This is a genomic window from Paraburkholderia sp. BL18I3N2, assembly GCF_003001875.1.
GTDB lineage: Bacteria > Pseudomonadota > Gammaproteobacteria > Burkholderiales > Burkholderiaceae > Paraburkholderia > Paraburkholderia phytofirmans.
Genome location: NZ_PVNC01000006.1, coordinates 97964 through 113502 on the forward strand (window position 1 = coordinate 97964; position 15539 = coordinate 113502).

Sequence of the window (15539 nt, forward strand, 5' to 3'; positions counted from 1 at the left end):
TTTTTGAGGTGGCCAGTATCCGGGCATCAGCGTCACCTCAATGGCGCGACTGCCGCTTCCACTCGTCCTCGTCCATCGCCAGCCGGAAGCCAAGATGCGACATGCCGTTCATCGGGTCCGTGCCGCGGCGCGCGCTGGTTCGGTAGCTGATGCAGTAAGCTTCGCTGCACAGGAACGAACCGCCGCGCGTCACGCGTTCAGGGGCCGCGGCGGTCGGACCGTTTTCGGGATCGTAGCTCGATGTAGGGCCGTGAGGATCGCTAACCACACGTCGGGACGCCGCCTCGACGCGAAACGCGTCCGCGCGATACCAGTCGGCGACCCACTGCCAGACGTTGCCAGCCATGTCGTAGAGACCATAGCCGTTCGGCGCGAAGCTGCCCACGACGCTCGTCCCCACTTGAACCTTTTCGTGGCTGCCACGGTCCTCGGTGACGGGGAATGGGCGGGCCGCATCGTCCCAGGTGTTCGCCATCTTCTTGCCGGCCGGCGCGAACTCGTTACCCCACACATAATCGGCCTGCTCAAGGCCGCCGCGTGCCGCGTACTCCCATTCTGCTTCGGTCGGCAGCCGCTTGTGCGCCCAGCGCGCATAAGCGAGCGCATCCTCGTAGGAGACCTGCACGACGGGATGACGGTCCATGCCGGCGATGCTGCTACCCGGTCCGCCCGGATGCCGCCAATCGGCACCAGGCACAAATTTCCACCAGCGCAAGTAGTCGTTCAGCGCGACGGGCGCGTCGCTGCCGGTGAAGACGAGGCCGCCGGGCACGAGCGTGTCGTCGGCGGGGCGCGGCGTGCCGGGTGGCAACTGAACCGCCAGATCTTCCCAGCGCGGTTTGCGTTCGGCTGTCGTGACATAGCCGGTCGCGGCGACGAAACGGGCGAATTCCATGTTGGTGACATCGTAGCGGTCGATCCAGTAGCCATGCACCTTCACCTTGTGCGCGGGCCGCTCGTTGGGCAGCGCGCGTGGGTGCTCGCTGCCCATCATGAAGTCGCCGCCGGCGATCCACACCATGTCTTTCGGTCCGGCCACGCCGTCGCCGACGGCAAGCGGGGCGGGGCCCTTGACGTGCTCATACGCGGCGATGGCGCTGCCGGCCATGACAAGAGCGACCGCGACAGCGGCCGCCCCGTACCCATGCTTGTTCGCTAACTTCATTGCTGTTTCCAATGCCAGAAGCGCCGACGTCGCACTGGACCTCGGCGCAGTCAAGCCTACTTCAGCGAGGCCTGGGTTTTCGGGGGGTATTTCTTGAGGACCTGCTGATAGCGGGCGAACTCCATCACGAGCGGCACGCTGACCGGGATATGGCGGATCGCGATCGACTCCTCTTCCTTGGGATCCGTGTAGAGGTTGAAGACCAGCGCGGTCCATGCATTGCCGAGCATTCCCGAGAAACCGCCGTTGTAGCCTTTCTGGGTGACGGCGTCGGGAAGCTGAAATTTCTTCATCAGCTTGAACTCGTCGACGCGCACAGCCGAAAGCTCGTCGTTCCAGAAGTAAAAAACGCTGCGCCGGTTGGAGACGCCCTTGTCGGCGAGCAGGAACGAGGTCTGGTCGATGCCGTCGAGATAGGTCGTTGCCGGGACCAGCTTCGAGACGCCCGCGCCCGGCGTACCGGACAGCGCCACCGACGTGTTGAACATGTCGGCGAAGTCGAACAGGCCGTCGGAGCGGCCCGGCTCGATCATTCCCTTCCAGTAGACGAAGAACGGCGAGCGCACCGCGCCTTCCCAGGTCGAGCCCTTGCCGCCGCGGAACATCGAGCGGGCGGCCGGCTGTACCTCCTGCTCGGGGCCGTTATCCGATGCGAAGAAGACGATCGTGTTATCCAGTTCGCCGTTCGCCTGCAGTGTGTCGATCAGCTTTTTGAACATGTCGTTGACCTGCACAATGCAGTCGCCATAGTTCGTGCGCGCCGCCGAACGCCCGCTGTAGTACTCGTTCGGATAGTTGTCGAAGTGGCAGGCACGCGGGGCGTAGTACAGGAAGAACGGCCTGGTGGCGTTCTTCTGCCGGTCGAGGAAGCCAACCGTGTAGTCGAGCCACTTCGTATCGAGATCCTTGATGGTGTCGGTGTTGATCTCATACAGGCTTTCGATCTGGCCGCCCTTGACGGCGTGCACGTCGCTCTTGTTGAACGGCAGATTGAGAATGTAGCGATAACGCTGCGGGCTCAGCGCGATCTCCGGGTTGTATTGCGGGTCGCGCCACTCGGTGTACATGTCCGACACCGAGAGGAAGCCGCGGAAGTCGTCAAAGCCGACGTTCTGCGGCTGCGAGCCGGAGTTTTCGCCCATGTGCCACTTGCCGACGGCCTGCGTCGTGTAGCCGGCGCGCGAGAGCAACTGCGGCAACGTCGTCAACCCTTCGAGACCGCCCGGCTGGCCGTACATCGGTGGGATCTGGATGCCATGGTGGGCCATGTTCTGGCCGGTCATGATGGTGGCACGGGTCGGCGAACAGCTCGGCTGCGAGTACGCCGAGCTCAGGATAAGGCTCTGATTCGCGATGCGGTCGATGTCAGGCGTGGCGTTGCCCACAGCCTCGCCGCCGCCGTTGAAGCCGAAATCGCTATAGCCGACGTCGTCGAGCAGGAAGATCACGACGTTGGGGCGCTTGCCGGATTTCTTCTGCAGGGCTTCCAGCTTGCGGACGGCCTCCTGCTGCTGATCCGCGTGCGCGATGGCCGGTTCCATGTTGTCCGCGAGCTTGACGGTGCGGGACGCCAGATACTGGTTGGGCTGGTCATAACCCGCCAGCCCCGGCTGCTTGGTGGGTTCGGTGATCGTCTGCGCGCCGGCCAGGTGCGAGATGGCCAGCGCCGCTCCTGCCGCCAGAAGCAAGGCTGGGATGATACGTTTCATGTCGTCTCCTTCCATGGGGGAGATGGGCGGCGACGGTACGGTGTACGGCCGCAGGACGAATCATGGTCTGAACACCGCTCGAGCTGCCGTCGGGTTCGCACGATAGATGTCAACATTGCCTCGAACGCGCCGGTCCATCATGGGCGCAATATTCGTGTCGACGTGCCGTGCAGTCACCCCTAATTACGGGGGGAGAATTTGTTGCCCCGATCGCTTACCGTGCCTTACGCTGCATCTGAATGTTGCATAGAGAAAAGGCGCTGGTACACGGCGGCGGTTCGCGGCGGAACTGACGGCGCCGGCAACCGGCGGCCCAAAACGGATGCAACGGCCGGCATGGCGCCGGACCGCAGAAAAATATATGGAGACTGAGATGAGCGGTACGAATTCGGACACCCTGATTCATCGCTTTGTGCACTGGGAGCGTGTACAGCCTGATGCACCCTACCTAACCGAGTCGATGCCGGACGGACAGGTCGTGGAGTACACGTGGCAGGAGGTCGGCGATCAGGCCCGGCGCATGGCTGGGTATTTGCAGTCGTTGCAACTGCCGCCGCGCAGTGCGATCTCGATCGTCGGCAAAAATAGCGCCCATTGGATCATCGCGGATCTGGCGATCTGGATGGCCGGTACCTTCTCGGTACCGCTCTACACAACCATCAACGCAGACACCGCGCAGTACGTCTTCGAGCACTGCGACGTTCGTTTGCTGTTTGTCGGCAAGCTTGACGGCAAGACCGACGGCTGGAATGAAATTCGCAAAGCAGTGCCGCCGCATGCGCAGTTGATCGGCTTGCCCATGTCGCCCGTGCCCGAGGCTCTTCAATGGGACGATATCGTCGCTAGCCAGGCGCCGTTACGGGACGTTCACCTGCCGGCTCCGGGCGAGCTGGCAACCATCATTTATACATCCGGCACCACCGGCCGTCCTAAGGGCGTCTTGCACAGCTTCGGGACGATCTTTGCCTATGCGGTGCAGGCAGGTGAATTCTGCGGATTCACTCCAGCGGACCGAGTTCTGTCCTATCTGCCGCTCGCACACACGGCAGAGCGGTCCTTCGTCGAATCGAATTCGCTTTGCCACGGTTTCCAGGTTTTCTTCAACGATAGTCTTGCTACTTTCGTTCAGGACTTGCATCGCGCGCGGCCAACTGTATTCATTTCGATGCCGCGACTGTGGACCAAGTTCTATCAGGGCGTCTGCGCGAAACTACCCGCGAGCCAGCTGGCCTTGGTTGACACAGCGACGCCCGAAGCCGCGGTCATCAAGCAGCAGATCCTCACGATGCTCGGGCTCGACGCGACAAGGATCGCCTTTACCGGCTCCGCGCCGCTGCCTGAGGTAATCACGAACTGGTATCGCATGCTCGGGCTGGAGTTACTGGACGTGTACGGCATGACGGAGAACTTCTCGTACTCGCATTACAGCCGTCCAGGGCTCGTGCGGCCTGGCTATTCCGGCCAGGCCATGCCGGGCGTCGAATGCCGGATTGCCGGGAATGGCGAGATTCTGCTCAAGGCGCCGACCATGATGCTCGGCTACTACAGGCAGCCGGACTTGACCGCGCAAAGCATGACCGAGGACGGCTTCTTCAAAACCGGCGATTGCGGCGAACTCGACGAACTCGGCCGTTTGAAAATTACAGGGCGGGTGAAGGAAAACTTCAAGACCAGCAAGGGAAAATATGTGGCTCCCGCGCCCATCGAGAACAAGCTGAGTCATCCCAAAGTCGAAGCCGTGTGCGCGACGGGCCCGGGGCTCGCCCAGCCGTTTGCGCTGTTGATGCTGTCTCCCGCTGCGCGAGGAGAACTTCAGGACGCGTCTGCGTATGATGCCTTGCGTGTGGAACTGCGCAGCATGCTCGACAAGGTCAACGATACGCTTGAAGATCACGAGAAGCTCGCCTTCGCCGTGGTCGTCGCGGACCCCTGGACGTCCGACAATGGCTTGCTCACGCCAACCATGAAGATCAGGCGCGGCGCGATCGAGAAACGTTATCTGCCGATGGCTCAGGCGTGGGCTGAACTCGGACAACCCGTCATATTCGAAGCGCAAGCCGTCGAGACGCAATGATCCGTTAGCAAAGAGGGTGTCCGCTACGGCCGATACCCGATATCTCCGGTTCGATCACGCGCGCCGGTCCGGGCGCACTGAACGGATCGAGGCTAGCGGATCAGCTCCTGCTTTCGGGCCCACACCATCGCGTCATAGCGGCTCGACACGCCGAGTTTGCTGAAAATATTGCGCAGATTCCACTTCACCGTCTCGATCGTAATGTCGAGCGCAATGGCAATGCGCTTGTTCGACATGGCCTGGCCGACGAGACTCAGAATCTCGAGCTCGCGCTGAGTGAGCATGGGCTGCAATTTCGATGCGCCCGGGCGGCGCACATTGCCTGCCAGCCCCTCGGAGATCGCGCTGTCCGGAAACTTCTCGAGCAGGCCAGTTGCATATTGCAGTGTCGCGCCCTCCAGCTTGCCCTGGCGCACCATCTTTGCGAGCAACCTGCCGGCGGCCGCGCCTTCATCCACAAACGTACGCACGAGCCCCAAGCGCTGCGCTGCCTCCGCGGCGCGGGCGAAGCATGCCTGCGCGTCGTCGTCGCTGCGTTGCTCGGCGAAGACGATGGCCGACAGCAGATCCGCGAGTGCAGCTAGCCGACCCCGGCCGAATGCCTCGGCATGGCTGCGGGTGATTTGCAGTGCCCGCAGCGCTTCCTCAGGCTGGTCGTGGCGCAACACGCGCGCCCGTGCGAGCGCTGCAATCGCAGGAATTTCCGCCTTGGAGCCTTGTTCGGCGGCATGAGCCTGGGCGATTTCATCGAGTAGGGCGAGCGTTTCGAGCGCGCCCGCGTGGTCGTGCTTGAGGAGCAGGATTTTGACCTGTTCGGCCAGCATGTGCGCGACCGCGCGGATCTGGCGCATGCTGCGCAGGTGTGCGGTCTGCTGCTGCACGAAGTCGAGCGCCGCGTCGGGGCTCTCCTGAAGCAGGTCGAGACGCGCCCGGCAGAGCGAGGTGTGAATTAATACGTCGGGCCCGGAAGAATGAAGCAGGCCGCGACGGTTCGCAATGGTTTCGCGGGCCGCGTCGATGCGGTCGAGTTCATAGCAGGCATCGGCCAGCACGCTCGCACAAATGTTGGCGCTGATCGAATGGCGGCCCACGGCCTGCACCGAACGGGTGAGCAGACCCGCGCTCTCGCGTTCGGCCTCGCGCGCATTGCCTTCGAGCAGTATCGTCGACGCGCGGGTCGCCTGTGCGACGAGCGCCATGTCGTTGTTGCGCTCGGCCGGCGGAACTGGGTGCAGATTGAAGAGGCGCCGCGCTTCGGTAAAGCGGCCCGCCGCGGCGTAGGCCGCGCACAGTTCGGCGACCAGCAGATACTGCAGAAAGGGATTGTCGAACGTGTCGCCGCGATGTGGTTCGAGCAGGTCGATCATGCGTTGCGTGTCGTCGTGCTGGAACGCGATGGCGGCATGAACCAGCGGCAGGCTGCTGGCGATCTCCGGATCTGCCGACGCCGCATTTGCCTGCAGGTGCGCGAGCCATGCCTTCGCCTTGGCCGGGCGTGTGGTGAGCGCGACCGTCAGGCATGCGATGAACAGCAGCCGTTGATGGCTGAGCAGTGTTTGTTCCGGCAACCGTTCCAGCAGATGGAGCGTGGGGCCCAGATATTCGACGCTCCACGTGGCTGGCGCTGCGCGCTCGATGACCGACGCGGCAAACTCGACGTCTCCGCCCGCGCTCGCGTGGCGCACCGCTTCGGCGAGTAGCCCGTGCGTAGCGAACCAGCGGCTCGCGCGCCGATGCAATTCCCGCACGGCATCGCCTTCGCGACGCGCGAGGCGGGTTGCAAGGAACTCCCCGAAAAGCGGATGAAAGCGATACCACGCCGTTCGGTCCTCCGAGTCGACGCGGGTGATCAGCAGGTTCTCGTCTTCCATGCGTTCGAGCAGATCGGCGGCGTGTTCGTTGCCGGTGACCTCACGCGCAAGTGGCGCACTGAAGCGGCGAAAGATCGAGAGCGCTACGGCGAATTCGGACAGCTCGGCAGGAAGCTGCGCCATGACCTCTTCGCTCAGATACGCCTGCAGGTCGCTGGAACGCCAGATCAGGTCGCCGAGCGTGGCCCGCGCATCGGGCCGGTTCCTGAGCATGATGATGACGAGCTGGATGCACGACGGCCATCCGCCGGTCAGTTCGTGAATGAGCGTGAGTTCGTCGGCGTTGATCTTACCAAGGCCGAGGTTTTCGTCGACGAAGCTGCGTGTCTCCGCGAGATCGAACGGCAGACCGTCGCTGTCCAGTTCGACGATCTGGTCCATCATCCGCAGGCGGCTCAGGCTCAGCGGCGGCGTAAGGCGCGAGCCGATCACGAAATGCAGATTGCCTGGCCCTTGATCGACCAGTTTCTGCATGAACTTGTGCGCGAGCGGTGCCTCGACGTACTGATAGTCGTCGATCATCAGGTACAGCTCTTTGGGCAATTCGACCGCCGCTTCGACGATGGCCGCAATCGCTGCATCCATGGCCGCGGCGCTCGCTCCTTCGAGCGAGAGGTCAGTCGCCACCGAAATGCCGATGCGCTGCATTGCAGCGAACAGTGCAGTGGAGAAATCGGCGTAGCCCTTGTCGTCGGCAGTGAGCGCGAGCCACGCGACCTCGGCGGACGCCTTCAGGCAAACCTTGCGCCACTGTGCGAGCAGCGTTGTCTTGCCATAACCCGCGCTGCCGGTGACGAGAGACAACCGGCAATGACGCTTGCGCTGCAGTTGCGCAAGCAGATCCACGCGGGTGATGTACTTCGCGCCGATACGCGGCGGGGAAAATTTGGTGGAAACGAGATGTTTGGGAATTGGTGTATTCAAGGTGTGACCCAGTCCGGGCGATACGGCATGTGAAGGCGGGTGCTGGACACCGTTGTCTGCAGCTTCGCAAATATGTACCTGCGCGTGGCCCCCTCACAACGAGGGGTGCTATTCGAGGTTGCGAAAACTAACTTACCACAACCGAAGCGGCGATCACATTCGTTCGCAAGATTCCGGAGGGGGAGATGAGTTATTCGCATGCAGTGGTGGACTCGGTCGGCTGGTTGACGTTGGACCGTCCCGCCGCCATGAACAGTTTGAATCGTGAGATGGCGACGGGCCTGATCGCGCAGTTGAATACGTGGCGCAACGACGACGCCGTACGGGTCCTGGTCGTAACCGGCAACGGCCGCGCTTTCTGCGCCGGTGCCGACCTGATCGAGGCCGCTGAGGCCACGCAGCCAGGCAAGCGGGAATTCCTGGAACTGATCGTCGAGTTTTTCGACACGCTGCGCGCGTTCCCGAAGCCGGTGATCGCCGCGGTCAACGGTCTTGCGCTGGCGGGCGGTCTCGAAGTGGTGCTCGCGTGCGACGTGGTGCTCGCCGCCGAGTCGGCGCGTCTTGGCGACGCGCACTCCAATTTCGGCGTTTTCCCTGGTGCGGGCGGCGCGGCGATTCTGCCGCGCAAGGTACCGGCAAACGTTGCGCGCTACCTGCTTTTCACGGGCGATGCGATGAGCGCCGCCGAGCTCAAGGGCTACGGCCTCGTCAACGAGGTACTGGCCGATGCGGAACTCAAGCCTCGCGCCCAGGCGCTCGCCGACAAGTTCGCGAAGAAGAGTCCGCTCGTGCTTGCGCGTATGAAGCGCGTGGCCAACGAGACCGCCGACAAATCGGCGGCGGACGCATTGCGCCACGAGTTGCTGGAGCTGCGCAACCATCAGCGGTCATACGACGTTCAGGAAGGCTTGCGCGCATTTGCAGAAAAGCGCGAGCCGCAGTTCAAGGGCTGCTGAACTCTACACGAAGCTATCGGGCACACAATGGAAAACATCTACATCGTCGGCATGGGCATGACCCCGTTCGGCCGGCATCTCGACAAATCGGTCAAGCAGCTCACGGCCTGGGCGGTTGAAGACGCCTTGAAGGACTCGGGCTGTGAGCGCGGCTGGGTCGAAGCGGCCTATTTCGGCAACACCACGCAGGGCCACATGCAAGGCCAGCACATGATCCGTGGCCAGGTGTCGCTGATCCCGCTCGGCTTCGGCGGTATTCCGATCCACAACGTCGAAAGCGCGTGCGCGTCGGCAAGCAGCGCATTTCACCTCGCCGTGACGCAACTGCGCGCGGGCATGGCGGATGTCGTGCTGGCCGTGGGCGCGGAAAAGATGTATTCGAGCGACAAGGCGCGCATGTTCTCCGTGTTCGACTCCGCATGGGACATCGAAACGGCGGAAGCCAACGCGGCGCAGATGGTCGAACTGGGCAAGGGCGTTACGGCGCCGGACGGCACGCAGTCCGACAAGCCGTATAGCGTATTCATGGATGTCTATGCCGGGATCGGCCGCCAGCTGATGTCGCGCTACGGCATCACGCAGCGCCAGTTCGCCGCCGTGTCGTCGAAGAATCACGGCCATTCGGTGCACAACGAGCGCTCGCAATATCGCAAGCCGATGTCGATCGAGGAGATTCTCGCGGCGCCGCCGATCACGTTTCCGCTCACGTTGCCGATGTGCTCGCCGATCTCCGACGGCGCCGCCGCCGCGATCCTGTGCACGGAGTCCGCGATGAAGCGATATGGCTTCGACCGCAATCGTGCGGTGCGCGTGCTTGCGACGATCGTGCGCTCGGCCTCGCCGCGCGCAGGCGACGATCTCGCGAACCACATCACGGTTCATGCAGCGAAGCTCGCCTATGAAGAAGCCGGCATCGGGCCTGAAGACATCAACGTAGCCGAGCTGCACGACGCGTCGTCGATCGGCGAAATCGCGCTGTGCGAGAACCTTGGCCTGTGCAAGCCGGGCGAGAGCGGCGTGATGGCCGAGCGCGGCGAGAGCACGATTGGCGGGCGCCTGCCGATCAACCCGTCGGGCGGCCTCGAATCGAAGGGACATCCGATCGGCGCGACGGGCCTCGGACAGATCTTCGAACTGGTCGGGCAACTGCGCGGCGAGTGCGGTCCGCGCCAGGTCGAAGGTGCGCGCTTCGCAATCCAGGGCAACGGCGGCGGCCTTTGGGGTGTGGAAGAGAGCATCGACCACATCGGCATCTTCGGTCGCGCCTGACCAGAACCATTCAGGGAATCCATACCATGCCGTATCAACTGCCCACTGAAGAGCAGAACCTCGCCGTCGAGAGCTTTCGGAAGTTTCTGCAGGCGGAAGTCAAACCCGTTGCCAAGGAGTATCGCGACCGCTTCATTCCGAAAGAAAAAATGCGCGAGCTTACGGAGCGCATCGCCGATTTCGGCCTGCCTGGCTGTACCATCCCCGCTGAATACGGCGGCATGGGCTGGTCGTTCACCACCCAGGGCATGCTTTTCGAGGAACTCGTCGCCTGCTCGTGCGATATCGCGCTGTGCGTCATGCTCAACATGGGCCTCGCGGCCATGCTGACCAATGCCCGGCCGGAAGTGCGCGAGCGCTACATGCCAGGCGTGCTGGCCGGCAAGATCTTCGGCTCGATCGGCATCAGCGAGCCGGATGTCGGCTCGAATGTGGCCGAACTGAGAACGCGCGCCGTGCGCGATGGAGACCACTTCATCGTCAATGGCGAAAAGACCTGGATCACTAACGGCGTTTATTCCGACGTACTGATCTGCACCGTGCGCGGCGAAAAAGGTCTCTCGCACATCCTTATCGACCGCAAGGAGCATGGCTACGAGTCGCGCAACATCGACAAGATCGCGCTCGGGTCGCAGTCCACCGCACAGATCTTCATCACCGATGCTCGCGTGCCGGCCACCAACGTGATCGGCGAGGAAGGGGAAGGGCTGCGCAATACGATGAAGGTCTTCGAGCACGCGCGCGCGCACGTGGGCACGCTGTCGGTCGGGATCATGCGCGCCGCGCTGGAGGAATCCATCGCCTATGCGAAGGAGCGCAAGCAGTTCGGCAAGGTTATCGCGGCGCATCAGCTGATCGCGGCGAAGCTCGCCAACATGGCGATCATGGTCGACGCGTCGCGCCTGATGTGTCAGCGCGTGTTCGGCCTGATCGACGCGGGCGTTCGTTGCGACATGCAGGCTTCGATGGCAAAGGCGTTCGCCACTGAAGCCGCTGTCAAGGTCTGCCGGGACGCCGTGCAACTGCACGGCGGCAACGGGATCACGAAGGAGTTCAACGTCGAGCGTCTGTTGCGCGAAGCGATCATCATCCCGATCCCGGATGGCACGACGGAGATCCAGCAGCTCATCATTTCGCGCGCGCTGACCGGGGTCGCGGCGTTCGTTTGACGGAGGGGGGAGTGGCCGGCAACTTTTGGGCCGGCCTGTCCTGGGGCTCTTCGCGCATGGGCGCGAAGAGCTTTCTTTTCTTTTTGGGTCGCGTTCTTTTTTGCCGTGGCAGATGGACATCTGCTCGACTATTCGGGCAAAGTTGATGACCACTTCGTCGATCTCCGCGGGACGTCCGCCGGGCGCGGCATCACCCCGCGTTTGGCGGGGGCGGGCGGACCTCGGGCAGCACGCGCCGACGCGATGCATGCACCCCTTGAAAGGAGGGGTGCCGGCCTGGCAGCCGTCTGCCTATGATGAGCCAGTGCTGATCGATCCGATCAGCGATCAAAACAACTGAAGGAGAACGTATGACGCGCAAAGTCGTCGTCGCGGGCGTGGGGATGGTCCCGTTCCGAAAGCCTGGTGCCAGCGAAACTTATGACCTGATGGGCGCCGCGGCGGCGCGCCTCGCGCTGACCGATGCTGGCGTCGCGTACCAGGCGATCCAGCAGGCGTACGCGTGCTTTGTCTATGGCGATTCGACCGCTGGTCAGCGCGCGCTTTACCACGTCGGCATGACCGGCCTGCCGATCATCAACCTCAACAATAATTGCTCCACTGGTTCGACGGGGCTCTACCTCGCGCGCCAGGCAATCGAAGCCGGCGCGCTCGACGTCGTGCTCGTACTCGGCTTCGAGCAGATGAATCCGGGCGCACTCGGCAGCTACTTTAACGACCGGCCGCTGCCTTCCGAACTGTTCCTCAAGCAGTGCGACCGCCTCGGCGTGCCGCCTGAAATTGCGCCGGCCCTGCGCATTTTCGGCGGCGCGGGCATGGAGCACATGAAGCGCTTCGGCACACCGCTCGAAAGCTTCGCGAAGATTCGCGCGAAGGCGAGCCGTCACGCGGCCAACAACCCGCACGCGGTGTTCCGCAAGGTGGTCACAACCGAAGACGTGATGGCCGACCAGGTCATGTGGCCTGGCGTGATGACGCGCATGATGGCTTGCCCGCCGACTTGCGGCGCGGCTGCCGCCGTGCTGTGCAGCGAGGATTACGCGAAGAAGCACGGCCTCGACACGCGCGTGTGGATTGCCGCTCAGGCGCTGACGACGGACGGCCCCGAATCGCTCGAAGGGGACGACCTGCGAGACGTGGCCGGCTTCAGCATGGCGAGAAACGCGGCGCGCCAGGTGTATGAGGCCGCAGGCATCGGCGCCGAAGACGTGAATGTGATCGAACTGCACGATTGCTTCGCGCACAACGAGCTGATTACCTATGAAGCGCTCGGACTGTGCCCTGAAGGCGGCGCGGCGAAATTCATCGACGACGGCGACAACACTTACGGCGGGCGCTATATCGTCAATCCGTCGGGCGGTCTGCTTTCGAAAGGACACCCGCTCGGTGCGACAGGACTCGCGCAATGCACGGAACTGGTCCAGCAACTGCGCGGCACGGCCGCTGAGCGGCAGGTCGAAGGCGCGCGCGTTGCGTTGCAACACAACGTGGGCATCGGCGGTGCGTGCGTGGTGACCATGTACTGCAACTGACCGGGAGACGTAAATGGATTTTCAACCTGATGCAGGGCTTGAGGCATTCCGTGAGCAAGTGCGTGCATTCCTGCGCGAGCACCTGCCACGTGATCTTGCGGGCAAACCGGTGGGCAGCGTTCGCTCCATGCGGCCCGATCTTGTGCGCTGGCAAAAGATCCTGAATCAGCAAAGTTGGGGCGCGCCGTACTGGGCGCAAAAGGACGGCGGCACGGGCTGGTCGGTTTTACAGCGTCTCGTCTTCGACGAAGAATGCATCGCGGCGGGCGCGCCAACCCAGGACGGGTTCGCGCAGAAGCTGCTCGGCCCCGTGCTGAACGAATTTGCGTCGCCGGAACAGAAGGCCGAGCATGTGCCGCTCATTCTCGCCGGCGAGCGGCTTTGGTGCCAGGGTTTTTCGGAGCCGGGCTCGGGCTCGGACCTCGCGTCGCTGCGCACGCGTGCCGAGCGCGATGGCGATCATTACATCGTCAATGGCCAGAAGATCTGGACGAGCTACGCGCATGAATCGGATTGGATTTTTCTGCTCGTGCGAACCGATACCGAAGTGAAGAAGCAGGCCGGGATCAGTTTCCTGCTTGTGGACATGAAGACTCCAGGCATCGCGGTGCGTCCGATCCGCAGCATCGACGACTGCCATCACCTGAACGAGACTTTCTTCGACAATGTGCGCGTGCCGTTAGCCAACCGCGTCGGTGCTGAAGGCGCCGGCTGGACTATCACCAAGTTCCTGCTCAACAACGAGCACGCGAGCGCAGCGGACCTGCCGATCCTGCGGCGTTATCTGATGCAGCTCCGCACGCTCGCGGCAACGCACCGCGTGGGGTGTGAGCCGTTGATCGCGCAGCCGGGCTTCGCGTTGCGCCTGGCGCGCCTCGAAGCCGAAGTGAGCGCGGTCGCCACAATGGTCAAGCGCGTCGCGGCGATGGAGCAGGACCACAGTCCCGCCGCCCATGCGATGGGATCGATCCTCAAGGTGCGCGGCACGGAGCTTCAGCAGCGCATCAGCGAGCTCATGGTCGAAGCGCTCGGCGATTATGGCGCCGTGGCTTACCCCGAACCGCACGACGCGTGCGAAGCAGAGCCCTTGCCGCACCAGGACGTGGCGCGTGGCATTGCCAACGAAATGTTCTTCCGCCGCGCGTCGACGATCTACGGCGGCACGAGCGAAGTCCAGCGCGGCATCATCGCCAAGATGCTGTTTCAACTCTGAGTCGTCGGAAGGATCATGAACTTTACTCTCAGTGCAGAGCAGCAGTTGCTGCAGGATAGTGTTCGGCGTTTCGTCGACAGGCATTACAGCTTCGAAACGCGCATGGCGCTCGTCAAGGCACGTTCGGCGTGCAGCGCAACGCATTGGCAAACTCTCGCGGACAACGGCTGGCTCGCAGCGGCGTTGCCCGAGTCTTGTGGCGGCTTCGACGGTTCGCTGACCGACACGGTGTTGATCGCCTCGGAACTTGGTCGCGGACTCGTCGTCGAGCCTTACCTCGGCTGTGCGGTGCTGGCGGCGCAAACGCTGCTCGCGGGCGCAACGCCAGCGCAACGCGAGCAATGGCTACCGGCGCTCGCCGACGGCTCGCGCAAGTTCGCGCTCGCGTATAGCGAGGCGCAGTCGCGTGGCTTTCCCGAGTTCGTCGAAACGAGCGCGACGCCGACGCCGGATGGCTACTCCCTCACCGGTTGCAAGACACTCGTGCTGGGTGGCGCGGATGCCGACGGCTTCATCGTATCGGCGCGTGCGCAGGACGCCGACGGCATCACGCTCATGCTAGTGCCGGCGGACTCAACGGGCCTGTCGCGCCGTGTGCTGCCGTTGCACGACGGCAGCTTCGCCGCCGAACTGACGCTCGAAGGCGTGCGCGTGACCCGTGAAGCGGTGCTCGGTGTGCCGGGGCAAGGACTCCCGGCGCTCCAGCACGCGCTCTCTCACGCGACAGCGGCGCTCGGCGCGGAACTGGTCGGCGCAATGGAAAAGTCCATCGAACTCACCGCCGAATATCTGAGGGTGCGCAAGCAGTTTGGCGTGCCCATCGGCAGCTTCCAGGCGCTTCAGCATCGTCTCGCGGACATGGCGGCGGAAATGGAACTCGCGCGCTCGATGCTCTATGCGCTGCTCGGCTCGCTTGAAAACGACGCGCCACCCGCTCGCCAGCTAGCCGTCTCGCAGGCCAAATCGGTAATCGGCCGCGCCGCGCGCTTCGTGTGTGGTCAGGCGATCCAGTTGCATGGCGGCATCGGCATGACCGAGGAATACCAGGTCGGTCACTACTACAAACGGGCGGTCGTCGCCGACGTGCTGTTCGGCAGCAGCGACCAGCACGACGCCGCTTGCGCGGCGCAGCTGCAGAACGAATTGCTTCAAAAGGAAAACCACGCATGAAGAGTTTCCAGAAAATCGCCGACCTGCAGCCGCTCGTCGGCGAATCGCTCGGCACGAGCGAGTGGCTGTTGATCGATCAGCAGCGCGTGAACCAGTTCGCGGACGCAACGTGCGACCACCAGTGGCTCCACGTCGACGTGGAGCGCGCGCTGAAAGGCCCGTTCGGCGGGACGATCGCGCATGGTTTCCTCACGCTGAGCCTGCTGCCCGCGTTCTTCGCGACCGCCTTCGGAATCAAGGAAACGAAAAGTGGCCTGAATTACGGGCTCGACAAGGTGCGCTTCATTGCACCGGTCGCGGTCGGCAAGCGGCTGCGCGCGCACTTCAAGCTCATGGAGTGGAGCGAGTTGAAAGGCGGCGGCGCGCAGTTGAAGATCGAAATGACCGTCGAATGCGAGGGCGCCGACAAGCCCGCATGCGTCGCGGAGTCGATCACGCGCCTATTTCCCTGATATTCCATGGCTGACAATGTTCGAGGAGATTCAAG

At 63.2% G+C, this 15539-nt stretch carries 11 protein-coding genes; 8 read left to right on the forward strand and 3 right to left on the reverse strand.

The window, feature by feature from the left end; translation table 11 throughout:
• Positions 1 to 37: 37 nt before the first annotated feature.
• Complete coding sequence (locus B0G75_RS18250) at positions 38 to 1165, reverse strand: formylglycine-generating enzyme family protein (RefSeq protein WP_106308287.1); 1128 nt, start codon at positions 1163 to 1165, stop codon at positions 38 to 40.
• Positions 1166 to 1221: 56 nt separating this feature from the next.
• On the reverse strand, positions 1222 to 2874 hold the full coding sequence (locus tag B0G75_RS18255; RefSeq protein WP_106308290.1) for a sulfatase-like hydrolase/transferase: 1653 nt from the start codon (positions 2872 to 2874) through the stop codon (positions 1222 to 1224).
• Positions 2875 to 3247: 373 nt separating this feature from the next.
• Between B0G75_RS18255 and B0G75_RS18260 the strand changes: the two genes are divergently transcribed.
• Positions 3248 to 4948: an AMP-binding protein gene (locus tag B0G75_RS18260; protein ID WP_106308293.1), complete on the forward strand. Its 1701-nt coding sequence runs from the start codon at positions 3248 to 3250 to the stop codon at positions 4946 to 4948.
• Positions 4949 to 5040: 92 nt separating this feature from the next.
• Here the strand turns inward: B0G75_RS18260 and B0G75_RS18265 are convergent, their stop codons facing one another.
• On the reverse strand, positions 5041 to 7743 hold the full coding sequence (locus B0G75_RS18265; RefSeq protein WP_106308296.1) for a LuxR C-terminal-related transcriptional regulator: 2703 nt from the start codon (positions 7741 to 7743) through the stop codon (positions 5041 to 5043).
• A gap of 185 nt (positions 7744 to 7928) precedes the next feature.
• Between B0G75_RS18265 and B0G75_RS18270 the strand changes: the two genes are divergently transcribed.
• From B0G75_RS18270 to B0G75_RS18300, 7 genes are all read left to right on the forward strand, one after another.
• Positions 7929 to 8699 (forward strand): enoyl-CoA hydratase/isomerase family protein, encoded by a 771-nt coding sequence (locus B0G75_RS18270; protein WP_106308299.1) that lies wholly within the window; start codon positions 7929 to 7931, stop codon positions 8697 to 8699.
• A 27-nt stretch (positions 8700 to 8726) separates the two neighbouring features.
• Positions 8727 to 9968 carry a thiolase family protein gene (locus B0G75_RS18275; protein ID WP_106308302.1) on the forward strand — a complete coding sequence of 414 codons (1242 nt, stop codon included), beginning with the start codon at positions 8727 to 8729 and terminating at the stop codon, positions 9966 to 9968.
• A gap of 26 nt (positions 9969 to 9994) precedes the next feature.
• Positions 9995 to 11137 (forward strand): acyl-CoA dehydrogenase family protein, encoded by a 1143-nt coding sequence (locus B0G75_RS18280; RefSeq protein WP_106308305.1) that lies wholly within the window; start codon positions 9995 to 9997, stop codon positions 11135 to 11137.
• 350 nt (positions 11138 to 11487) lie between these two features.
• A complete protein-coding gene (locus B0G75_RS18285; protein WP_106308308.1) occupies positions 11488 to 12669 on the forward strand; it encodes a lipid-transfer protein in 1182 nt (393 codons plus the stop codon).
• Positions 12670 to 12682: 13 nt separating this feature from the next.
• The gene (locus tag B0G75_RS18290) at positions 12683 to 13882 is read left to right on the forward strand and encodes an acyl-CoA dehydrogenase family protein (protein WP_106308311.1); all 1200 of its coding nucleotides are present in this window, start codon (positions 12683 to 12685) and stop codon (positions 13880 to 13882) included.
• A 15-nt stretch (positions 13883 to 13897) separates the two neighbouring features.
• The gene (locus B0G75_RS18295; RefSeq protein ID WP_106308314.1) at positions 13898 to 15052 is read left to right on the forward strand and encodes an acyl-CoA dehydrogenase family protein; all 1155 of its coding nucleotides are present in this window, start codon (positions 13898 to 13900) and stop codon (positions 15050 to 15052) included.
• Positions 15049 to 15504, forward strand: coding sequence for a MaoC family dehydratase (locus B0G75_RS18300; RefSeq protein ID WP_106308317.1), 456 nt, complete (start codon positions 15049 to 15051; stop codon positions 15502 to 15504). Before B0G75_RS18295 ends, B0G75_RS18300 begins: the two co-directional genes overlap by 4 nt.
• Positions 15505 to 15539: the final 35 nt, after the last annotated feature.

What these genes read in the sequence shown, in the direction of transcription:
- B0G75_RS18290 (WP_106308311.1), top strand. Translation starts at nt 12,683, where the DNA reads ATGGATTTTCAACCTGATGCAGGGCTTGAGGCATTCCGTGAGCAAGTG.
- B0G75_RS18295 (WP_106308314.1), top strand. Translation starts at nt 13,898, where the DNA reads ATGAACTTTACTCTCAGTGCAGAGCAGCAGTTGCTGCAGGATAGTGTT.
- B0G75_RS18260 (WP_106308293.1), top strand. Translation starts at nt 3,248, where the DNA reads ATGAGCGGTACGAATTCGGACACCCTGATTCATCGCTTTGTGCACTGG.
- B0G75_RS18270 (WP_106308299.1), top strand. Translation starts at nt 7,929, where the DNA reads ATGAGTTATTCGCATGCAGTGGTGGACTCGGTCGGCTGGTTGACGTTG.
- B0G75_RS18255 (WP_106308290.1), bottom strand. Translation starts at nt 2,874, where the DNA reads ATGAAACGTATCATCCCAGCCTTGCTTCTGGCGGCAGGAGCGGCGCTG.
- B0G75_RS18285 (WP_106308308.1), top strand. Translation starts at nt 11,488, where the DNA reads ATGACGCGCAAAGTCGTCGTCGCGGGCGTGGGGATGGTCCCGTTCCGA.
- B0G75_RS18280 (WP_106308305.1), top strand. Translation starts at nt 9,995, where the DNA reads ATGCCGTATCAACTGCCCACTGAAGAGCAGAACCTCGCCGTCGAGAGC.
- B0G75_RS18250 (WP_106308287.1), bottom strand. Translation starts at nt 1,165, where the DNA reads ATGAAGTTAGCGAACAAGCATGGGTACGGGGCGGCCGCTGTCGCGGTC.
- B0G75_RS18300 (WP_106308317.1), top strand. Translation starts at nt 15,049, where the DNA reads ATGAAGAGTTTCCAGAAAATCGCCGACCTGCAGCCGCTCGTCGGCGAA.
- B0G75_RS18275 (WP_106308302.1), top strand. Translation starts at nt 8,727, where the DNA reads ATGGAAAACATCTACATCGTCGGCATGGGCATGACCCCGTTCGGCCGG.